This is a genomic window from Verrucomicrobiia bacterium (assembly GCA_035946615.1).
Classification (GTDB): domain Bacteria; phylum Verrucomicrobiota; class Verrucomicrobiia; order Limisphaerales; family UBA8199; genus DASYZB01.
On the sequence record DASYZB010000125.1, the window covers coordinates 25,478 to 42,250 of the forward strand.

Below are 16,773 nucleotides of genomic sequence, written 5' to 3' on the forward strand. Positions count from 1 at the left end.
TCCTGCAGGGGGGCGAACTCCGTGAGATTCCATTGAAGCCATCCATGGCTTTGCCAAATTAAGGAGAAGGTTTGGCCAACCGCCCTTTCAGGTCTTTCAGCGTCGCTTCGATCAGATTGAAGCGGTCATGGGCCTGGATGCCTTTTTTGGCGCCGGGGCCATAAACGCTAAAAACGCTCCAAAGCTTCAGGCCATCCGAGCTCATCCATTTTTGAGGGAAGCTGCAACTCAATCCTTCTCCAAGCCGGCCCATGCGGCCCCAGTCCTCGAGATACTCCACTGTAGTCCATAGTCCCCAAGGTTCTGGGCCATCAAAAACCCCCAACTGCCCCGGTCCGGTATGGAAGCTAGTAAGCAAGAATCGCTTAAGTCCCGGGTCATAGGAAACGGAGCAAGGGGTGACCCCATTGACATCCTTAAACACAGGGGCCATCTGCGCCGCATTTGAGGTCCAAAGAGGCTTCTGATCTGCAGCGAAACCTTTAAAGAACGCGTATGCGCCTTGCGAGCGAAGCCGGTGTTTGGGCACCCGCGCCAGGAATAGTTCCTTCTCCTCGCCGGCGCGAGCCGCTTGCCTTGGTCCATAAATATACACGAAACCATCCAGGTGTGCTGGCACCCCGGTATAATCGGGTCCGAATTGAAGGAATTTTGCTGGCTGGAAATTGCCGGGGCCTTTTGGGAAAACCCATTCAACCCGAGTCCATGCCGCTCCCGCATTGGTTGACCACGCCAGGACGTGGTCCACGTTTGGCCAAGGGTTATTCTGGAGATTGATCAGGGCGTAGAGTGTGCCGTCCACAAAAAGAATTCCGCCAGTTTTGCCCTTCTTTGGAAAGGAGGCGGGATGTTCCGGGTCTTTGCCGCCATTTATGTTGAAGCCATGGTAGTTCTGGGGGCTTCCTTCAATACGGGCAAAGCCCATGCTCACCCGGCCATCGGAATCTGAGCCGCCAAAACCGCCGCCGTCGCCCCAGGCTGCATAAAGGTGATCATCCGGTCCCCAGGTGATTGGCCACAAATCGCTGCCTGGAGCGGAAGTCTGATAGGTCTCCCAATGCCAGTCGATGCTCTCAATGAGGCGGCTGGGCGGGTAAGGCGCTGCGCGAAAATGGCGGGCATTCGCGGGCGGGGTTGGGTTTGGCCCAGCCTGTTCCTCGCTTGGCCCGGCATACCCGGCCAATGCTCCCGGCCCCAACACCAGCAAGGCGAGGAAAAGCAAAACCGGGTTGACAACCATGTTAGGCCTCTGCTTAAAGACCGAATGATGTGAGGATAGAATCATAAAGGACGATTCTTTTCTGTTTGGTGGTTCTGCTCCCGATGATTCTGCCTCCTTACGGTTGCGCCGTTTCCAAATAACTCAAAAGGTCAGCCATGTCTTGCACCGAGAGACCCTGCCCCAAGCCATTGGGCATAAGCGACCAGGGCTGCATCACCACGGATAGAACGTTGAGTTTGGGCCAGACCTGCCGAGCCCCGCCAGGCTCGTTCAGGGTCAAGGTGACCTCATTGTCATCAGCAAGAACCCCAACTCGACTCTCACCTTCGAGCGTGGTGACTACAACGGTTTGGAACCCCGCCGCCAGATTGGCGCTGGGTTCAATGATGTTTCTCAGCAACTCCGCTTTGCTCAAGGTCCGGGCGCCTGCTAAATCGGGGCCCGGCAACTGGCGGTTCCCGGCGATTTGATGGCATTGAGCGCAGCGGGCCTGGAAAATACTGCGTCCGTTATCTGCAATCCCGCTCAAGCGCAATGCCCCCTGTAAGCGTTGCGCCACCTCAGGACGCCGCAGTGGGACCGGGCCCAACAATTGAACCGCGCGCCGGCTGAGCGCCGGGTCGGGTAAGGTCCGCAAGAAATTGATTAACGCCCAGGAAAGGTCAGTGGGCGCGATTTTACCTGCTTCAATGGCGGCGAGCACTCCGGCCACGCGCGAGGTATGGCTGAGCAGGGCGCTTACTGCGCGGATGCGGAGAGAAGGGGTGAGGGCGCTCCAGGAATTGAGCAAACCGGCCAGCACGCGCGGGTCTTCGTAGCGGCCTAAAGCGTCAATCGCAGCCTGTTGCAAGTCTGGAAAAGGCTGTGGATTGCATAGAAGCAAAAGCCAATCCCCGGTCTCGTCGAACCGAAGCGTCGAGACACTAACCAGGCGGACGGCTGCAACTCGCACCGGCTCCGAAAGGTTTGCATCCGTTCCATCGGAGAGGGCCTGGAAAAAGAATGGCTGCAGCAGGCCTTGGGCATCCACCAGCCCGAGCGAGCTCTGTGTTCGGCGCAATCCTTCGCCCAGTTTGAAAAGCGCGGTATAAGAGACAATCCGTTCCAAGCGCGCCTTCGTAATGAAATTTACGACCTGTGCGACTTCATTTTTGTTGCCTTGAGTGCCAATCATACAGGCGAGCTGCTGCAGAAACTCGAATCCTTGCGGGTCGCGGATGAATCGCGCATCGCTCGCCAGCAACTCGAACAATGCGGCGCTTCCTTCGGCCAGTGAACTGAGGACGGCAGTCTGAATCCAAGGATTAGCCAAGTCCTGTTTAAGGATTTGAGCCAGGATCGAGGGCTTCTCTGAAAGCCCGACCGCCCCCAACGTGAGCGCCAATTGATAACGCACGCGGATAGATGGATCGGTTGCCAAAGGTTTTAGCGCGTTCCAGAGTTCGTCAGAGGGGATGCCATTGGTGAGAAGTTTCTCGGCAAGGCGCACCCCATGCTCGCGCAGGAGAGGATCGGGGTCGCTTAAAGCCCTCAACTCCTGAGTCTGACGCAAGGCATCCAAACCGCTCAGTGTGTGGAGGGCCTGGAGGCGGGCCAGGGACAACCGGGCATGATCGGCCATGTTCGTCAATAGCGGTATGGCCGCGGGGTCGCCTCGTTCGAAGAGCAAGCGCGCGGCTGTATCGCGATGCCATCCATCGGCATGCGCCAGGTCGGACACCAGTTCATAGGTGCTTGCCTTGCCCAGTTGCGGCAGAGCAGGGCGCCGAAAATTCTCCGGCACAATTCGATAAATTCGCCCATGGTCGCTTCGGTCCTGCCGGTCGGCTACATACAACGCCCCATCCGGGCCGTTGACGATCTGTTCGGGCCGGAAAGAAGGGTCGCTGCAAACCAAAAACTCGCTGGAAGGTTCTTCAGGCGGGCGTTGGGCTGAAATGCTCAGGCCGTCCTGATGCACAACAAACCGATGAATGGCATGACTATCAGGGACGGCAACGAACACACTGCCCTGATAGCCGGGCGGAAAGATGTTCCCACGGCAAACGACGCAGCCGCGCGCGCCCGTCAACCAGGCTGCGCCCTGAACGCTAACCTGCCGAGCCCCTCCTACCTCGGTTAGTCGAGTCGGCGAAGACAACCCCGTTTGCTGCGGCAAGGCCAGCAGGCCAAACAACGCTGTGGCCGGGCTGGCCGCATCAATCATCCATGGCGCTCTTGGGAAAAAGGGATTTCGGCCAAGATATCGCGGTTCGCACATTGCCACGCGCAATGGCCGAGAGAAATCGCATCCGAACAGGCGGCCAAAATTATTGAAGGCCAGCCCGGACTGAGCGGGTCCCGCTTCCGGAACAACGGCCAGCGTGCGCGGATTGAAGGAGAAATCGCAGCCGCCGACGGAGATGGGATTTCCAGGCCAATTCGGCGAAATGACGACGCCGCCCAAGCCGGCGGTCGCTCCATAGATGCGATTCTGCAGGCCCCAATTGAAATTGTTCAACAGGGCTCGTTGGCTGGGGGCATTCGTTCCCCCAAAACCGGCCAAAACCACTTTTTTAACTTCAGCGATGCCTTCGGTTTTCGTGCTCTTGAGGAATTGGACTTCGGGTGTGAGCCCCACGAAGACACCCCCGGCGTAACAGGCCACCGCCGAAGGCATTGAAAGGTCCTCGGCGAAAATGGTGCTCTTTTGATAGACTCCATTTTTATCGGGGGCCTCGAGCAAACGAATACGCCCCTGTGCTGGCCGCTGCGCGCCAGTGGGAGAAGCTGGCAACTCAGCCACAAACAGCCGGCCATTCTCGTCGAAAGCCAGCGCAACGGGAGCCGAAACCATTGGCTCGGCGGCAGCCAATTCGATCCTAAAACCGGGAGCGAGCCGGAACGCAGCGAGCCTGCTCGGTGTGGCCGGAACGGCGGCGACTTGGACCCTGTTCGAGCCATGCCCGACGTCGGCCGCCAAAGCGTTCAGAGCCAACAAAAGCGCGAATCCTGCCGCCCCCAACGCCAATTTCCTGGTGCCCATACCCAAAATCATGGCGCAAGTGCCGCCCGCATGGAAGTCTGTTGTGAATTCCTCTTTGACAGACGCCCAGCCGATTGGCATCGTTCCGCCTCAATTCCGCTTTGGCCGGCCCTGAATCACCGGTCCAGTTGAAAACAAAACTATGGCAGATTTAGTTGGAAACCTCTTGGTCGCTCAATCCGGCGGGCCTACCTGCGTTATTAACTCCAGTTTAGCTGGGGTCATTCAGGAAGCCGGACGCCACGATGCTATCGAGGAGATTTATGGCGGAGCCAACGGGATTCTGGGCATTCTGGGCGAGGACCTGCTCGATATTAACGATGAGAAGGCACGAACCATCCAGGCCTTGCGCTATTCTCCCGCCGCCGCACTGGGCACCTGCCGTTACAAGATTGATTTCAAGAGGAAACCTGAAAAAGCCGCTCAGGATATGGACCGCCTGTTCGAAGTTTTCCAGGCCCATAACATCCGCTATTTTTTCTACATTGGCGGCAACGACTCGCAGGATACTTCTCACAAGATTCACGAAGAGGCTGTCAAACGCGGTTACGAGCTTCGCATCATCGGTGTCCCCAAAACCATCGATAATGATCTGCCTCATACGGACAATTGCCCGGGCTACGGTTCGGCCATCAAATACAACGCCACCACCGTGATGGAAGTGGGCATTGACGTGGCCTGCATGGCCACCGACGATGGGTCCTGCTGCATCGTTGAGGTCATGGGCCGCTCGGCGGGCTGGATTGCCGCCGGAACGGTGCTGGCCAAACGCGGCAACCCCGCTCATCCGCCCCATATTATTCTCCTGCCTGAACTCGTCTTCGAGGAGGAGAAATTTCTGGCAAAAGTAAAGCAAACCGTCGATGCCCACCGATATTGTTTGGTGGTGGTGGGCGAGGGCATCAAGTACGCCTCCGGCGAGGAGGTCGGCGCCGATAAAACTCGTTTGGACGCCTTCGGGCATCCGGTGCTTGCCGGCGCAGCAGAAAAGCTCAAACAACTTGTCCAAGGCAAGCTCAATACCAAGACCCGCACCGTGCAATTGGGTTACGCGCAACGGGCCGCCGGGCACCTCGCCAGCCTCACCGATGCCAATAACTCCTTTGCTTGCGGGGAAGCCGCTGTGCGCGCCGCGGTGTCCGGTCAAAGCGGGTTCATGGTAAAAATTGTTCGCGATCAAACCACCGGTTCCGTGCGCTGGGCCACTGGGCTGCAACCCCTGGCCGACATCGCCAATGTCGAGCATTTTGTCCCTCGCGATTGGATCAGCGAGGATGGATTCCTTCCAAACACAAAGTTTGTCGAATACGCCCAACCTCTCATCGAAGGAGAAGTCCGGTTTCCAATCGAGGGCGGATTGCCTAAATATGTCGATTTGGAGAAGAGCAAAGTCGAGAAAAAGCTGCCACCGCGGGCCTGAGAGCGCATTTTGAAAATGGACGGCTCCCTCTCCTCCTCGTTTTCGTCCTGGTCCTTCGTCCTGGATTTTTCGGGGCTTTCGAGAACGAGGACGAGGGCGAGTGGGGACGGGAGGCGAGTCAATTGAACCTCGACCGGCTCGCCAAAGCCAAGTCGCTCGGCTTTTCCGATCGGCAAATCGCGTTTTTAACCGGCCAGACTGAAGGGGAGGTTAGGGCCCTGCGAAACAAGGTTGGGTTGGTGCCTAGTTACCGGCTGGTAGATACTTGCGCAGCCGAGTTCGAGGCCTACACGCCTTACTATTACTCAACCTACGACCGGGGCGATGATGAGGTGGATCGGAGTGAGCGGCGGAAGGTGATGATTCTTGGGGGCGGCCCCAACCGCATCGGTCAGGGAATTGAGTTTGACTATTGCTGCGTTCACGCCGCTTTTGCGCTGAAGGAAGAAGGATTCGAGACCCTGATGGTCAACTCCAATCCCGAAACCGTCTCGACCGATTACGACACCAGCGACAAGCTCTATTTCGAACCGCTGACCCTGGAGGATGTGCTCCATATCTATCAACGCGAGGGATGCTGGGGGGCCATTGCCCAATTCGGCGGCCAGACCCCGCTGAACCTGGCGCAGGGGTTGCAGGAGAATGGAGTCAATATCATCGGCACTTCGCCGCGTGAGATCGAGATAGCCGAGGACCGCAAGCTCTTTGCGGCCATGCTGCACAAGTTAAATATCCCGCAACCTCCCAATGGGATAGCAACCAATGAAACCGAAGCGCTGGCCGTGGCGAGCACATTGGGCTTCCCCATTCTCGTGCGGCCCAGTTTCGTCCTCGGGGGCCGGGCGATGCAGATTGTCTATTCCAATTCCGAGTTGCAGCACTATATGCGCTTTGCCGTCGAGGCCTCCCCGGAACGGCCTGTGCTGGTGGACAAATTCCTCGAAGACGCTACCGAAGTGGATGTGGACTGTATTGCCGATGTGGGGCGGATGAGCGATCCTGCCCAGGGGACAATTGTGATTGGCGGCCTGCTCGAGCATATCGAATTTGCCGGCGTGCATTCCGGGGATGCGGCCATGGTGCTGCCGCCCCATACCCTTTCTGAAAAGGTCATCGAAGTCATCCGCCAGTACACCCACGCCATGGCGCGCGAACTCAAGGTCATCGGCCTCATGAACGTGCAATACGCCGTCAAAGGGGAAACCGTCTATGTCCTCGAAGTCAACCCGCGCGCCTCGCGCACCGTGCCATTTGTCAGCAAGGCCATCGGTGTGCCCTTGGCCAAGCTCGCAGCCAAGGTCATGGCGGGCAGAACTCTCAAAGACCTTGGTTTCACTCAGGAAGTCTGGCCGAAGTATTGGACGGTGAAGGAGTCGGTGTTTCCGTTTAACCGGTTTCACGGACAAGATATCCTGCTCTCGCCCGAGATGCGCTCGACGGGCGAAGTCATGGGGTTGGATGCTGACCTGGGCATCGCCTATGCCAAATCGCAGATGGCCGCCGGCGGCCCCTTGCCCCTGAGCGGGCGGGTCTTTCTGAGCGTGAGCGATGCGCACAAGGCGGAGGTGGCCGAGGTGGCCCGGCTTTTTGCTGACCTTGGTTTCGAGTTGGTTGCCACCGCAGGCACAGCGGCGGTGCTCGAGAAAGCCGGACTGAAAGTGGCGCACGTTTTTAAACTGGCCGAGGGCCGTCCGAACACCCTTGACTTGCTGAAGAACCGCGAAATCCAGCTTCTGATCAACACCCCTGCCGGTCAAACTCCCCGCGCTGACGAGGTGAAGATACGCACAACAGCCGTCTATACAGGCACCCCTATTATGACGACGTTAAGCGGAGCAAAGGCCGCCGCCTTGGGGATAGCCGCCCTGCGAAAGAGCGGTTATGGGGTCAAGCCCTTGCAGCAATATCACTGAGCCGTCTGAATGAGTCAGAATCCGAGCAAGCCTGCCGATGCCGAGCAAAACCAAGCCGAAACCGGTCCTTACGCCAATTTCGAGCTGCAAGTGGAAGGGTTTAAGGGCACACCCGACGAAATCGAGCGGCAATGGTATGAAAAGGTCTATCGAGGCCGAGGCGATACGCTGGCCCAACTTACCTGGCGCGCGGCGCTGATGGGCTCGGTCCTCGGCAGCGTCCTGTCGCTGACCAATCTGTATATCGGACTCAAGTCCGGCTGGGGTTTTGGCGTCGCCATCACCGCCTGCATCCTGTCCTACTCGATCTGGACCACTTTTCACAAGCTCGGTATCGCCAAGACTCAGATGACCATTCTCGAGAACAACTGCATGCAGTCCACCGCCAGCGCCGCCGGCTACTCGACCGGCACTACTCTTATCTCAGCTTTTGCGGCTTTCATACTCATCACTGGCAAGCCTCTGCCTTTTACCCTCACGCTGGCCTGGGTGTTTTTCCTTGCTGTGCTCGGTGTGACGATGGCCATCCCGATGAAGCGGCAAATGATCAATATCGAGCAGTTGCGATTTCCCAGCGGCACGGCTGCAGCCGAGACCTTGCGCGCCTTGCACTCGCATGGCTCCAAAGGCATGCGGGCGGCCAAAGCCCTTGGCATAGCGGGGTTATTGGCCGCACTGGACAAGCTTTGGTCTGATGGCTTGGCCTTGCTAGACCATTTCACGAGAACACACCTGGCAAACTGGTCCAGCACCGCACTGCTGGATAAATTGCAGGCCCTGCTCTTTGGCCAGGAAACGTTCAAGGTCTGGACCGGGCGGACCACCGTCTTTTCATGGGATTCCATTTTTGTGGCCGCGGGCGCCATTACCGGAATGCGCGTATGCCTGAGCATGCTCATCAGCGGCACGCTGTGCTGGGCGGTTTTCGTGCCGATCCTGCAAGCCCATGGTCTTATCGTCGGGTCCGGCTTCAAAGTAGTGGTGCAGTGGACGCTCTGGGGCGGCACCGCCTGCATGGTCAGTTCCGGTCTATTGAATTTTTTGTTTCAATGGAAAACATCGCTGCGGGCCTTTCGCAACCTGGGCAAGATGTTCAAGCGCGCCGATCAGACTCAGGACGCGCTCGAAGCCATCGAGGCCCCGATGAGCTGGTATCTAGCGGGCCAGGTCATCTCGCTCATTGCCCTGAGCTTTCTGGCGCACGCCACCTTTGACATTCCCTACTGGATTGCTGCCCTGGCCCTGGTCCTCTCGTTTCTGCTGGCGCTGGTGGCTTGTCGCGTGACCGGCGAGACCGATACCACTCCGGTCGGCGCGATGGGGCACCTGACTCAAATGAGCATCGGGGCCATTCATCCGGGCAGCGCCACAACGACACTGATGAGCGCCAATATCGTGTCGAGCGCCGCTATCTCCTCAGCGGACCTCCTGACTGATCTCAAAAGCGGCTACCTTCTCGGCGCCAATCCTCGCAAACAATTCCTCGCCCAATTCTCCGGCATCTTTATCGGCACGCTCGTCACCGTCCTGGCCTTCTCAGTCCTTGTGCCCAACGACAAAGTCCTCGGCACCGACCAGTTCCCGGCGCCCGCCGCGCAGACCTGGCGTGCGGTGGCCCTGGCCATGAGCCGAGGGATTGGCGAGTTGCACCCGGTCAAGCGCCATTCTATCGAGATTGGCGCCGCCGTCGGTGTCGTCATGGCCCTCTTGCCCATTCTCTTTCCCAAAAAGCAGCAGTACTTCCCCTCCGCCGCAGGGGCAGGCCTGGCGTGGACCTTCCATTGGTATTACAGCTTCCTGTTTTTCCTCGGCGCCCTGATCGCCTGGGTCTGGACCAGGAAAGCGCCCAAAAACGCGGAGGAATTTACATACCCGGTTGCCTCGGGCGTTATCGCCGGCGGCTCGCTCATGGGTGTGCTGTTGATCTTTATCGAAAACGGGCCGGAGATGATGAAGAAACTGTTCGGCGGGCACTAAACTCTTCATATCTCCTCATTGCGCATGTCGCCGCAGGCGAACGCACAAAGGACCCTTCACAGAAGAAGCTAACGAAGGAAACGAAGGGACTCTTGGTCTGGAACGGTGAGCGTCGGCTCCGTTCGGTTCCTCCTTGGTTGCCTGGTTATCTTTGTTGTTTCAGGCGGGATGGGACCTGACTCATCTGAAACGATGACCCCTCAATGAACAATCAATAAGGCTCCCTGCTCCCGCCCTTAAAGCACTTGTCCGGTCAATGGCTGGCCTTGGCGCGGTGGTGTTTGCTGGCTTTCTTGCTGCGCCTGGCGTTGTGAGCCTTCTTGGCTTTCTTCGCATGTTTTCCGCTGAAGAGCGCCCACCGAGTTCCACCCGAGCTGTTTCGGGAAGCGCTGGTGGAGGCCCCTGCAAGGGCAGGAAACGACAGTGTCGCTGTGAGTAACAGAAGAATCAAATAGCGCATAAGTGTAAATCTTTCGCGACCGTTATATGCGAACGGTCGCAGACTGCAAGAGGTTTCCGAGGTTTGTAATGCCTCAGTGACTACGGGGCTGCCGGCTGAAGCCGGCGTTCCGGACACGCGGAACGCCGCCTTTAGGCGGCAGCGCCCGCCGTCACTAACCGATTACCGAGGTTTACGTTATTCAATTGTTTTCCTTCCGGTTGAGCCGCAAGATGCGCTGGCGAGAGCGCCAACGCAGATGGCGGTGTTTGAATTGAACTGCAACGAAGGAAAGAGCCTTATGAAATTGCAGGATTACGTGAGCGCCGAACGAACTGGCGAAGCAGAGCAAGGGTGTCAGGGCAAGCAAACTGAATGGCTCGATCTTTATGAGATCAAGCTAAGCGGACCACAATTCTTGGTCGTAGATGCGAGCTTTGTTCCATCGGCCGAGGACGGCCTACTAATTGAGGCTCCGCCTGGGCAATACGAGGTTCGGGCCAAATGCATCGATTATGGAGGCGACGCCCGTATATCGCGCCTGCGGGTCTCTCTGAAAGGCACGCAGCCAGAACTTGGGCCGGAGCTTGGGAAAACTTGGACAGATACAGCGATGACCGGTTGCTGTGATTATGAGGTATTTTTAAAAGCATGGGGAAATGATGATGAGGCCTCTTACGAGAAGATAAGCGGGACGATTGAGGAATCGGACAGCCATGGAATTGCGGTGTTGGCCCCCGGGACGGAAGCCGTGATGCCCTTCGTCCGTTCAGGATTCGGAGATGGGTCATATCAGGTTTTCGAACTTCTAGACGGAACAAAGCGCGCAGGCTTTGAGATCGAATTCATCTCGGAGAGCGAGCGATATCCATTTCCACCGAGCCCCGCGGCATTGGCCAGGAAGCTAAAAGCAGCAGCGGAAAAAGGGGACGCCGATGCACAATGGCGGCTGGGCGAATGTTACCGCGAGGGCGAGGGTGGCAATCAGGATTTTAAGGAAGCATTCAAATGGCACAGTTTGGCATCCGAAAATGGCCACGCTGAAGCGGCATTTCGATTGGGCACTTATTTTGGAAATGGGCATGGGGTCGAGAAAGACCTCCAAAAAGCCAAGGAAATGTACGAGCTTGCTGCCAGCCGAGGTAGTGCCAACGCGGTTAACAACCTTGGACGCGCTTATCACAATGGTCTGGGTGTGCCGAAGGACTTAGCCAAAGCTGCCGCGCATTATCTGGAGGCTGCGGAAAAAGGAAATGCAGCAGCGCAGTGCAACATCGCGATATTCTATCACATGGGCACGGGGGTTGCGCAGAACATGGAACAGGCGATTAAGTGGTATCGCCTGGCCGCCGACCAGCATCAGCCTGTAGCGGAATGTCACCTGGGCCACTGCTATTTGGAAGGTCTGGGAGTACCCAAAGACGCCCAGAAAGCAGTTCACTTTTTTCAACACGGAGCCATTTCTGGGCACGCGACAAGCCAGTATAACCTTGGGTACTGTTATGAAACCGGTCAAGGGATCGAGCAAGATTTCGCCAAAGCCGTCACGTGGTATCGCAAAGCAGCTTCCAGGGAATTGCCCGTTGCCCAGACAAAGCTGGCGGTTCTGATGAAGAAGGGGCAGGGGACACAAAAGAATTTACCCGGAGCTGTGGACCTTTTCCGTAAGGCAGCGGAGAAAGGTTTTGCAGAAGCTCAATACCATTTAGGACTCCTCCATGAGATTGGCGAGGGTGTGACGCTCGATCCGATTGAGGCCTGCAAGTGGTTTCAGAAAGCTGCCGCCAGCGGAGAAAAGGAGGCATCGGAGCACCTGAATGTTCTCCTGGCTAAATTGACCGGTGCCCAGAAGACAGGGCTCGAAGTGACAGACTGCCCGAAGCAATGAAACTGGCGACCTGGGCCGCAGACGGCTGTGCCCGTTGCCTCATGGAAAAAAGACACCGAAGGGTTCTGAGTAAGCCAGTCGTTTCAGACCCATGTTTTGGTTTCCTGGGCTTGGTATAATTTTGGATGTTCGATAGCGAGCTAAAACGAGCAGGGGGGCGGGCTGCCTGCCTTCCAGCACGCGCCGCCCTGCGGTCGAATGTGGAAGGACTCCCTCGGAGGGGGGACCGGTGGGGGGACCGGGGGGAGGGCTGGTACTCAGAGTTATTCACAAAGGCTGTACAATCTGCTTTAGCTTTTTTTCGAGCTGATCTTTCAAATCGAAGGGATCGAGACTTTCATAGCGCTCGCGCAATTGGCGACGGCTCTTGAGAGGCAGGATTCCTGGAGCGCAGAGCCGTTCGTAAGCCGTCCGGGGTGGTTGGTAGCGCTTGCGCCAGTGACTACCTTCACGCCATTTTTGCTCCAGTTTCAGGCAGGGTAAAAAGAAGTTCTGCCAGGGAGATCACACTTCTCGATACAGCGCGCTAATCGGCTCGACCAGCAGCGGGTTCTCCAATCGTCCATAACCCAGCAACTGCCGCGCCCAAGTCCAGTTCTTTTGCTCCACATGCGCGTTATCGTCGGAATGGTAAGGTCGCGAACGGGTAAATTCCACCGCCTGCGGCCGCTCTCTCATATAAGACCAGAGGTGATGATTGAGGAACTCCCCGCCATTGTCCGAATCAAATCCCAGGAGCGGGAAGGACAGCCGTTGCTCGACCTGGCGCGTGGCTTCCATCACGCCCGCTGCGCCTTTATTCCATACCGCTCCACCTTCGGTCCAACCGCTTAAAATGTCCGTGTAGGTTAGGCTCCAAATGAAATTCCCAGCCAGACTGCCGCCACAATGGGCCACGCTGTCGGCCTCTAAATAACCCACGCGGCTCAAATCCCAAGTGCCGGTACGAATCGGAATCTCTGAACGCAATAAACTCCCCGGTTTGGTCCCGCATCGTCCACGCCAATGTTCGGCTCGGGCTGGCGCCAGCAACCGATCCAAGGTCGCCGCGCTGACTTGGCGCACCAACTTGCGTTGCCGGCTGCTCAAAGATCCGAATCGCTGCTCATAATACGGCAGCCATTGGCGCAAGATCGGCACCAGACGTTTGCCGCGGGGTTGCTCGGCCGTCAGCCATACTTTCCGCACCACCGGTTCGATCAGTTCGTAGCGCCGCTCCGGTCCGGGATGGGCTCGCCCGCTGGGCGGGGCTAAAGTCCCGCTGAGCAGTTTGATCGCATACTTACGCTCGTAGTGGTAGTCCTCGCACAACTCGTCGAGCATCCGGCTCTTGCCTTCCCGATTCCGACGCGCATAGCGAGCTTGGGCTTTGGGCAACCATTGGCTTTTCAGTTCCTGGCTCATGTTCATTCACACCGATTTCCGGTGTCATTTTTCCATGAGTCAACGACCCTTTTTGCCTCCCCTCAGTTTCTCCTCCCCGGTGTCTTTTAATTTGAGTCAACTCGTGTGATAACACGGCACGGAAACGCATTTGCATTGAGTGGCGCTTTTGCGATAGGTTCGAGCCTTGCCGCAACTTTAGAACTTTGCCCGCCATTTTCCCATTCGCGCCCGGCATCCCTTTCAGTTAGATTACCAACCACAATGAAAGCTCCACTACTGGCTCTGGCATCGGCTCTGCTGGTCTTCAAGGCCTGCGCCGATGAGGGAATGTGGCTTTTCAACCAGCCGCCACGCCAACTCCTGCGCGAACGGTACGGGTTTAACCCAACCGATGGCTGGCTGGAGCACATTCAAAAATCCTCGATTCGTTTTAACTCTGGCGGTTCGGGCAGCTTCATCAGTCCCGATGGCCTGCTCATCTCCAATCACCATGTCGGCGCCGACGCCCTGCAGAAGCTCAGTTCGGAGAAGAAGAATTATTTGAAAGAAGGTTTTTACGCGCGCACGCAGGCTGAGGAAGTCAAGTGCCTCGACCTGGAATTGAATGTGCTCGAGTCGATTGACGACGTGACGGCGCGGGTCAATGCCGCTGTGCCCAAAGACGCGGACCCGGGCACTGCATTTCGCGCGCGACGCAAGATCACTGCGGAAATCGAGAAGGAATCGCTCGCGCAAACCGGGCTGCGCTCGGACGTCATCACGCTCTGGCAGGGGGGCGCCTACCAGCTCTACCGGTATAAACGCTACACGGATGTGCGGCTGGTCTTTGCGCCCGAGCAGCAAATTGCCTTCTACGGCGGCGACCCGGATAATTTCGAGTTTCCACGGTATGACCTCGATATCTGCCTGTTTCGCGCCTACGAAAACGGCAAGCCGGCGAAGGTGAAGGATTATTTGAAATTCTCCGCATCCGGCCCGCGGGATGGGGAACTGATTTTTGTTTCCGGCAATCCTGCCCGCACGGCCCGGCTTCTGACGATGTCCGAACTGGAAAACGCGCGCGACCAGGCCCTGCCCTTTCGGCTGTGCATTCTCAAGCGGCTCGAAGTGCTCCTGGGCAACTGGAGCGAACGCAACGAGGAAAATGCGCGGCGGGCTAAGGAACACCTTTTCGGGGTGAAAAACTCCCGCAAAGCCCTCGACGGCCAGCTAGCCGGCCTGCTCGATCCCGACTTGATGGGGCCCAAGGCCAAAGCCGAGGCTGACTTTAAAGCGCAGTTGGCCGGCAAAGCGGAGTTTGCGAGCGCACTGGCGGCTTACGACAAGATAGCGGAAGCAACCAGAGTCCTTGCGGCACAGGCCGTGCATTCCAGTCTTCTCGAAGGCGGCCTGGCATTCAATTGCGATAGCTTCCATATCGCTCGCACATTGCTGCGCTCAGGCGAGGAGCGGCCAAAGGCCAACGGCGAACGCCTCCGGGAGTTCTTTGATTCCAACTTGCCTTCGCTCGAACTGGCGCTCTTTTCGACCAAACCGATCTATACAGACCTCGAAGTCCTGACGCTGTCAGATTCCCTGACATTTCTCGCATCCAAGTTGGGCGATAAAGACCCGCTGGTGCAAAAGGTCCTTGCTGGCAAAGCGCCCCGGGATCGCGCCGTCGAACTGATTCAAAACACGCAGGCGCGTGATGTGGCGTTTCGCAAACGGCTCTTCGAAGGCGGCGCTGCGGCGGTGTCTGCGGCGCACGACCCGATGATCGAGTTGGCGAGCCTGGTCGATCCTGAAGCCCGCGAGTTGCGCAAGGTCGCCGAGGCCCAAGGCGAGGTGAAGCAGCAAGCCCACGCTGCGATAGCCCGGGCCCGCAATGCCCTCTTTGGCACAGCCGGCTATCCGGACGCCACGTTCACCCTGCGCCTGGCCTTTGGCACCGTGAAGGGGTATGAAGAGGACGCTAAACCCGTGCCTGCCTTCACAACGTTTGCCGGACTTTATCAACGAGCAAAGGAGATGAAGAATCGCCCGCCCTTCGAGTTGCCGCCATTGTGGGAAAAGCGCAAGTCACGCCTTAATCTGAAGACCCCGCTCGATTTTGTCAGCACCGCCGATATCATCGGAGGCAACTCCGGCAGCCCGGTGGTCAATCGCGCGGGTGAATTCGTCGGCATCATTTTTGATGGCAACCTCGAAAGTCTTCCGTGGGATTTTGCCTTCAGCGATAAACAAGGGTGCGCGCTCTCAGTTGATTCAGCCGCAATCCTGGAAGCGTTGGACCGCGTTTATAATGCGCGGGCTTTGGTACAGGAATTAGGTTCGGTTCCGTAGATTGAATTCGTCGGCGTGGTAGGAGCTGCGGACCATGGGGCCGCTGGCCACATGCACAAAGCCCATCGCCCGGGCACGGCTACCATACTCGGCAAAGCGTTCCGGAGGCACAAATTCTCTCACCGGCAGATGGCGCAAGGTGGGTTGCAAGTACTGTCCCAAGGTCAAAATGTCGCATCCAATCTGCCGCAGGTCTGCGAGCGCCGTGAAGAGTTCCTCCTCGGTTTCACCTAAACCCAGCATGAGCCCGGATTTGGTGAAGACCTGTTGGCCGCGTTTGAGTTTCACCTTGCGCAAAACATTCAGGGAACGGTCGTAGGTGGCGCGCGAGCGCACGGAAGGGGTCAGCCGCCGCACGGTTTCGAGGTTGTGATTGAATATGTGCGGATTAGCGGAGAGCACCGCCTCAATGGCCGCATCGCGCTCGTTAAAGTCGGGGGTCAGCACCTCGATAACGGTTTCGGGATTAAATGCGCGCACGAATTCAATCGTTTTGCAAAAATGATCGGCGCCCCCATCCGGGAGATCATCCCGGGCAACGGCCGTAATGACCACATGTTTGAGGCGCATGCGCCGGACGGCTTCCGCCACGCGCTGGGGTTCGTCCGCTTCGAGGGGGAGCGGCTTGGCCGTGGTGACAGCGCAAAAGCCGCAGGCCCGAGTGCAGCGGTCACCCGCTATCATGAATGTCGCGGTGCCCTTGGCCCAACACTCCCAATGATTGGGGCACTTGGCGCTTTGGCAGACGGTATGCAGGTTCAGCTCATCCAGCAGGGCGCGGGTGTGGGCGAACCCATCGGTGGTGGGGAGCCGAATACGCAGCCATTCCGGCAGGCGTGGCCGCTCAGGGGCTTTAACGGGATTCAGTGCGGGCATTCCTTTTCTCCAATCTGTTCCAGAAATCCGCGAGCTGATCCGGGCCGAAATCCGCCAGGACTTCGCCATCCACATCGATAACAGGCGCCAGCTCCTGTCCTGAAAGGCGAATCATCTCGTCGTAGGCAGCCTCGTCCGCCATGACATCAATTGTTTCATAATCCACATTCCGTTCATCGAGCCAGCGCATCGCTTTATGACACCATTCGCAATAAGGTTTGATAAACAATCGAATTTGTTTCTGTTTCACACCGTTACAGTGGCGGATGTCCGGCGCCTTTTCAAATTGGGATTGACCCGAC

General features: G+C 57.6%; 10 protein-coding genes. 5 read left to right on the plus strand and 5 right to left on the minus strand.

The window, feature by feature from the left end:
- Window positions 1-58: 58 nt before the first annotated feature.
- Window positions 59-1,285 carry a DUF4185 domain-containing protein gene (locus tag VG146_18455; protein HEV2394335.1) on the minus strand — a complete coding sequence of 409 codons (1,227 nt, stop codon included), beginning with the start codon at window positions 1,283-1,285 and terminating at the stop codon, window positions 59-61.
- Between the two features lie 52 nt (window positions 1,286-1,337).
- Window positions 1,338-4,328: a PVC-type heme-binding CxxCH protein gene (locus tag VG146_18460; GenBank protein ID HEV2394336.1), complete on the minus strand. Its 2,991-nt coding sequence runs from the start codon at window positions 4,326-4,328 to the stop codon at window positions 1,338-1,340.
- Between the two features lie 61 nt (window positions 4,329-4,389).
- Here VG146_18460 and VG146_18465 point away from each other — a divergent pair, with 61 nt between their 5' ends.
- The 4 genes from VG146_18465 (at window position 4,390) to VG146_18480 (ending at window position 11,884) form a co-directional block, all read left to right on the plus strand.
- Complete coding sequence (locus VG146_18465; protein HEV2394337.1) at window positions 4,390-5,667, plus strand: 6-phosphofructokinase; 1,278 nt, start codon at window positions 4,390-4,392, stop codon at window positions 5,665-5,667.
- Between the two features lie 122 nt (window positions 5,668-5,789).
- Window positions 5,790-7,580, plus strand: coding sequence for a carbamoyl-phosphate synthase large subunit (carB, locus tag VG146_18470; protein HEV2394338.1), 1,791 nt, complete (start codon window positions 5,790-5,792; stop codon window positions 7,578-7,580).
- 9 nt (window positions 7,581-7,589) lie between these two features.
- Window positions 7,590-9,557, plus strand: a complete 1,968-nt coding sequence (locus VG146_18475) for an OPT family oligopeptide transporter (GenBank protein HEV2394339.1) — start codon at window positions 7,590-7,592, stop codon at window positions 9,555-9,557.
- Window positions 9,558-10,093: 536 nt separating this feature from the next.
- Window positions 10,094-11,884 carry an SEL1-like repeat protein gene (locus VG146_18480; protein ID HEV2394340.1) on the plus strand — a complete coding sequence of 597 codons (1,791 nt, stop codon included), beginning with the start codon at window positions 10,094-10,096 and terminating at the stop codon, window positions 11,882-11,884.
- A gap of 504 nt (window positions 11,885-12,388) precedes the next feature.
- Here the strand turns inward: VG146_18480 and VG146_18485 are convergent.
- Window positions 12,389-13,294, minus strand: a complete 906-nt coding sequence (locus VG146_18485; protein HEV2394341.1) for a hypothetical protein — start codon at window positions 13,292-13,294, stop codon at window positions 12,389-12,391.
- Between the two features lie 237 nt (window positions 13,295-13,531).
- Between VG146_18485 and VG146_18490 the strand changes: the two genes are divergently transcribed.
- On the plus strand, window positions 13,532-15,595 hold the full coding sequence (locus tag VG146_18490) for a S46 family peptidase (GenBank protein ID HEV2394342.1): 2,064 nt from the start codon (window positions 13,532-13,534) through the stop codon (window positions 15,593-15,595).
- Here the strand turns inward: VG146_18490 and lipA are convergent.
- Together lipA and VG146_18500 are read right to left on the minus strand one after the other, a co-directional pair.
- On the minus strand, window positions 15,578-16,471 hold the full coding sequence (lipA, locus tag VG146_18495) for a lipoyl synthase (protein ID HEV2394343.1): 894 nt from the start codon (window positions 16,469-16,471) through the stop codon (window positions 15,578-15,580). The two genes, VG146_18490 and lipA, sit on opposite strands and share 18 nt — an antisense overlap.
- Window positions 16,449-16,721, minus strand: coding sequence for a glutaredoxin family protein (locus VG146_18500; protein ID HEV2394344.1), 273 nt, complete (start codon window positions 16,719-16,721; stop codon window positions 16,449-16,451). Before VG146_18500 ends, lipA begins: the two co-directional genes overlap by 23 nt.
- Window positions 16,722-16,773: the final 52 nt, after the last annotated feature.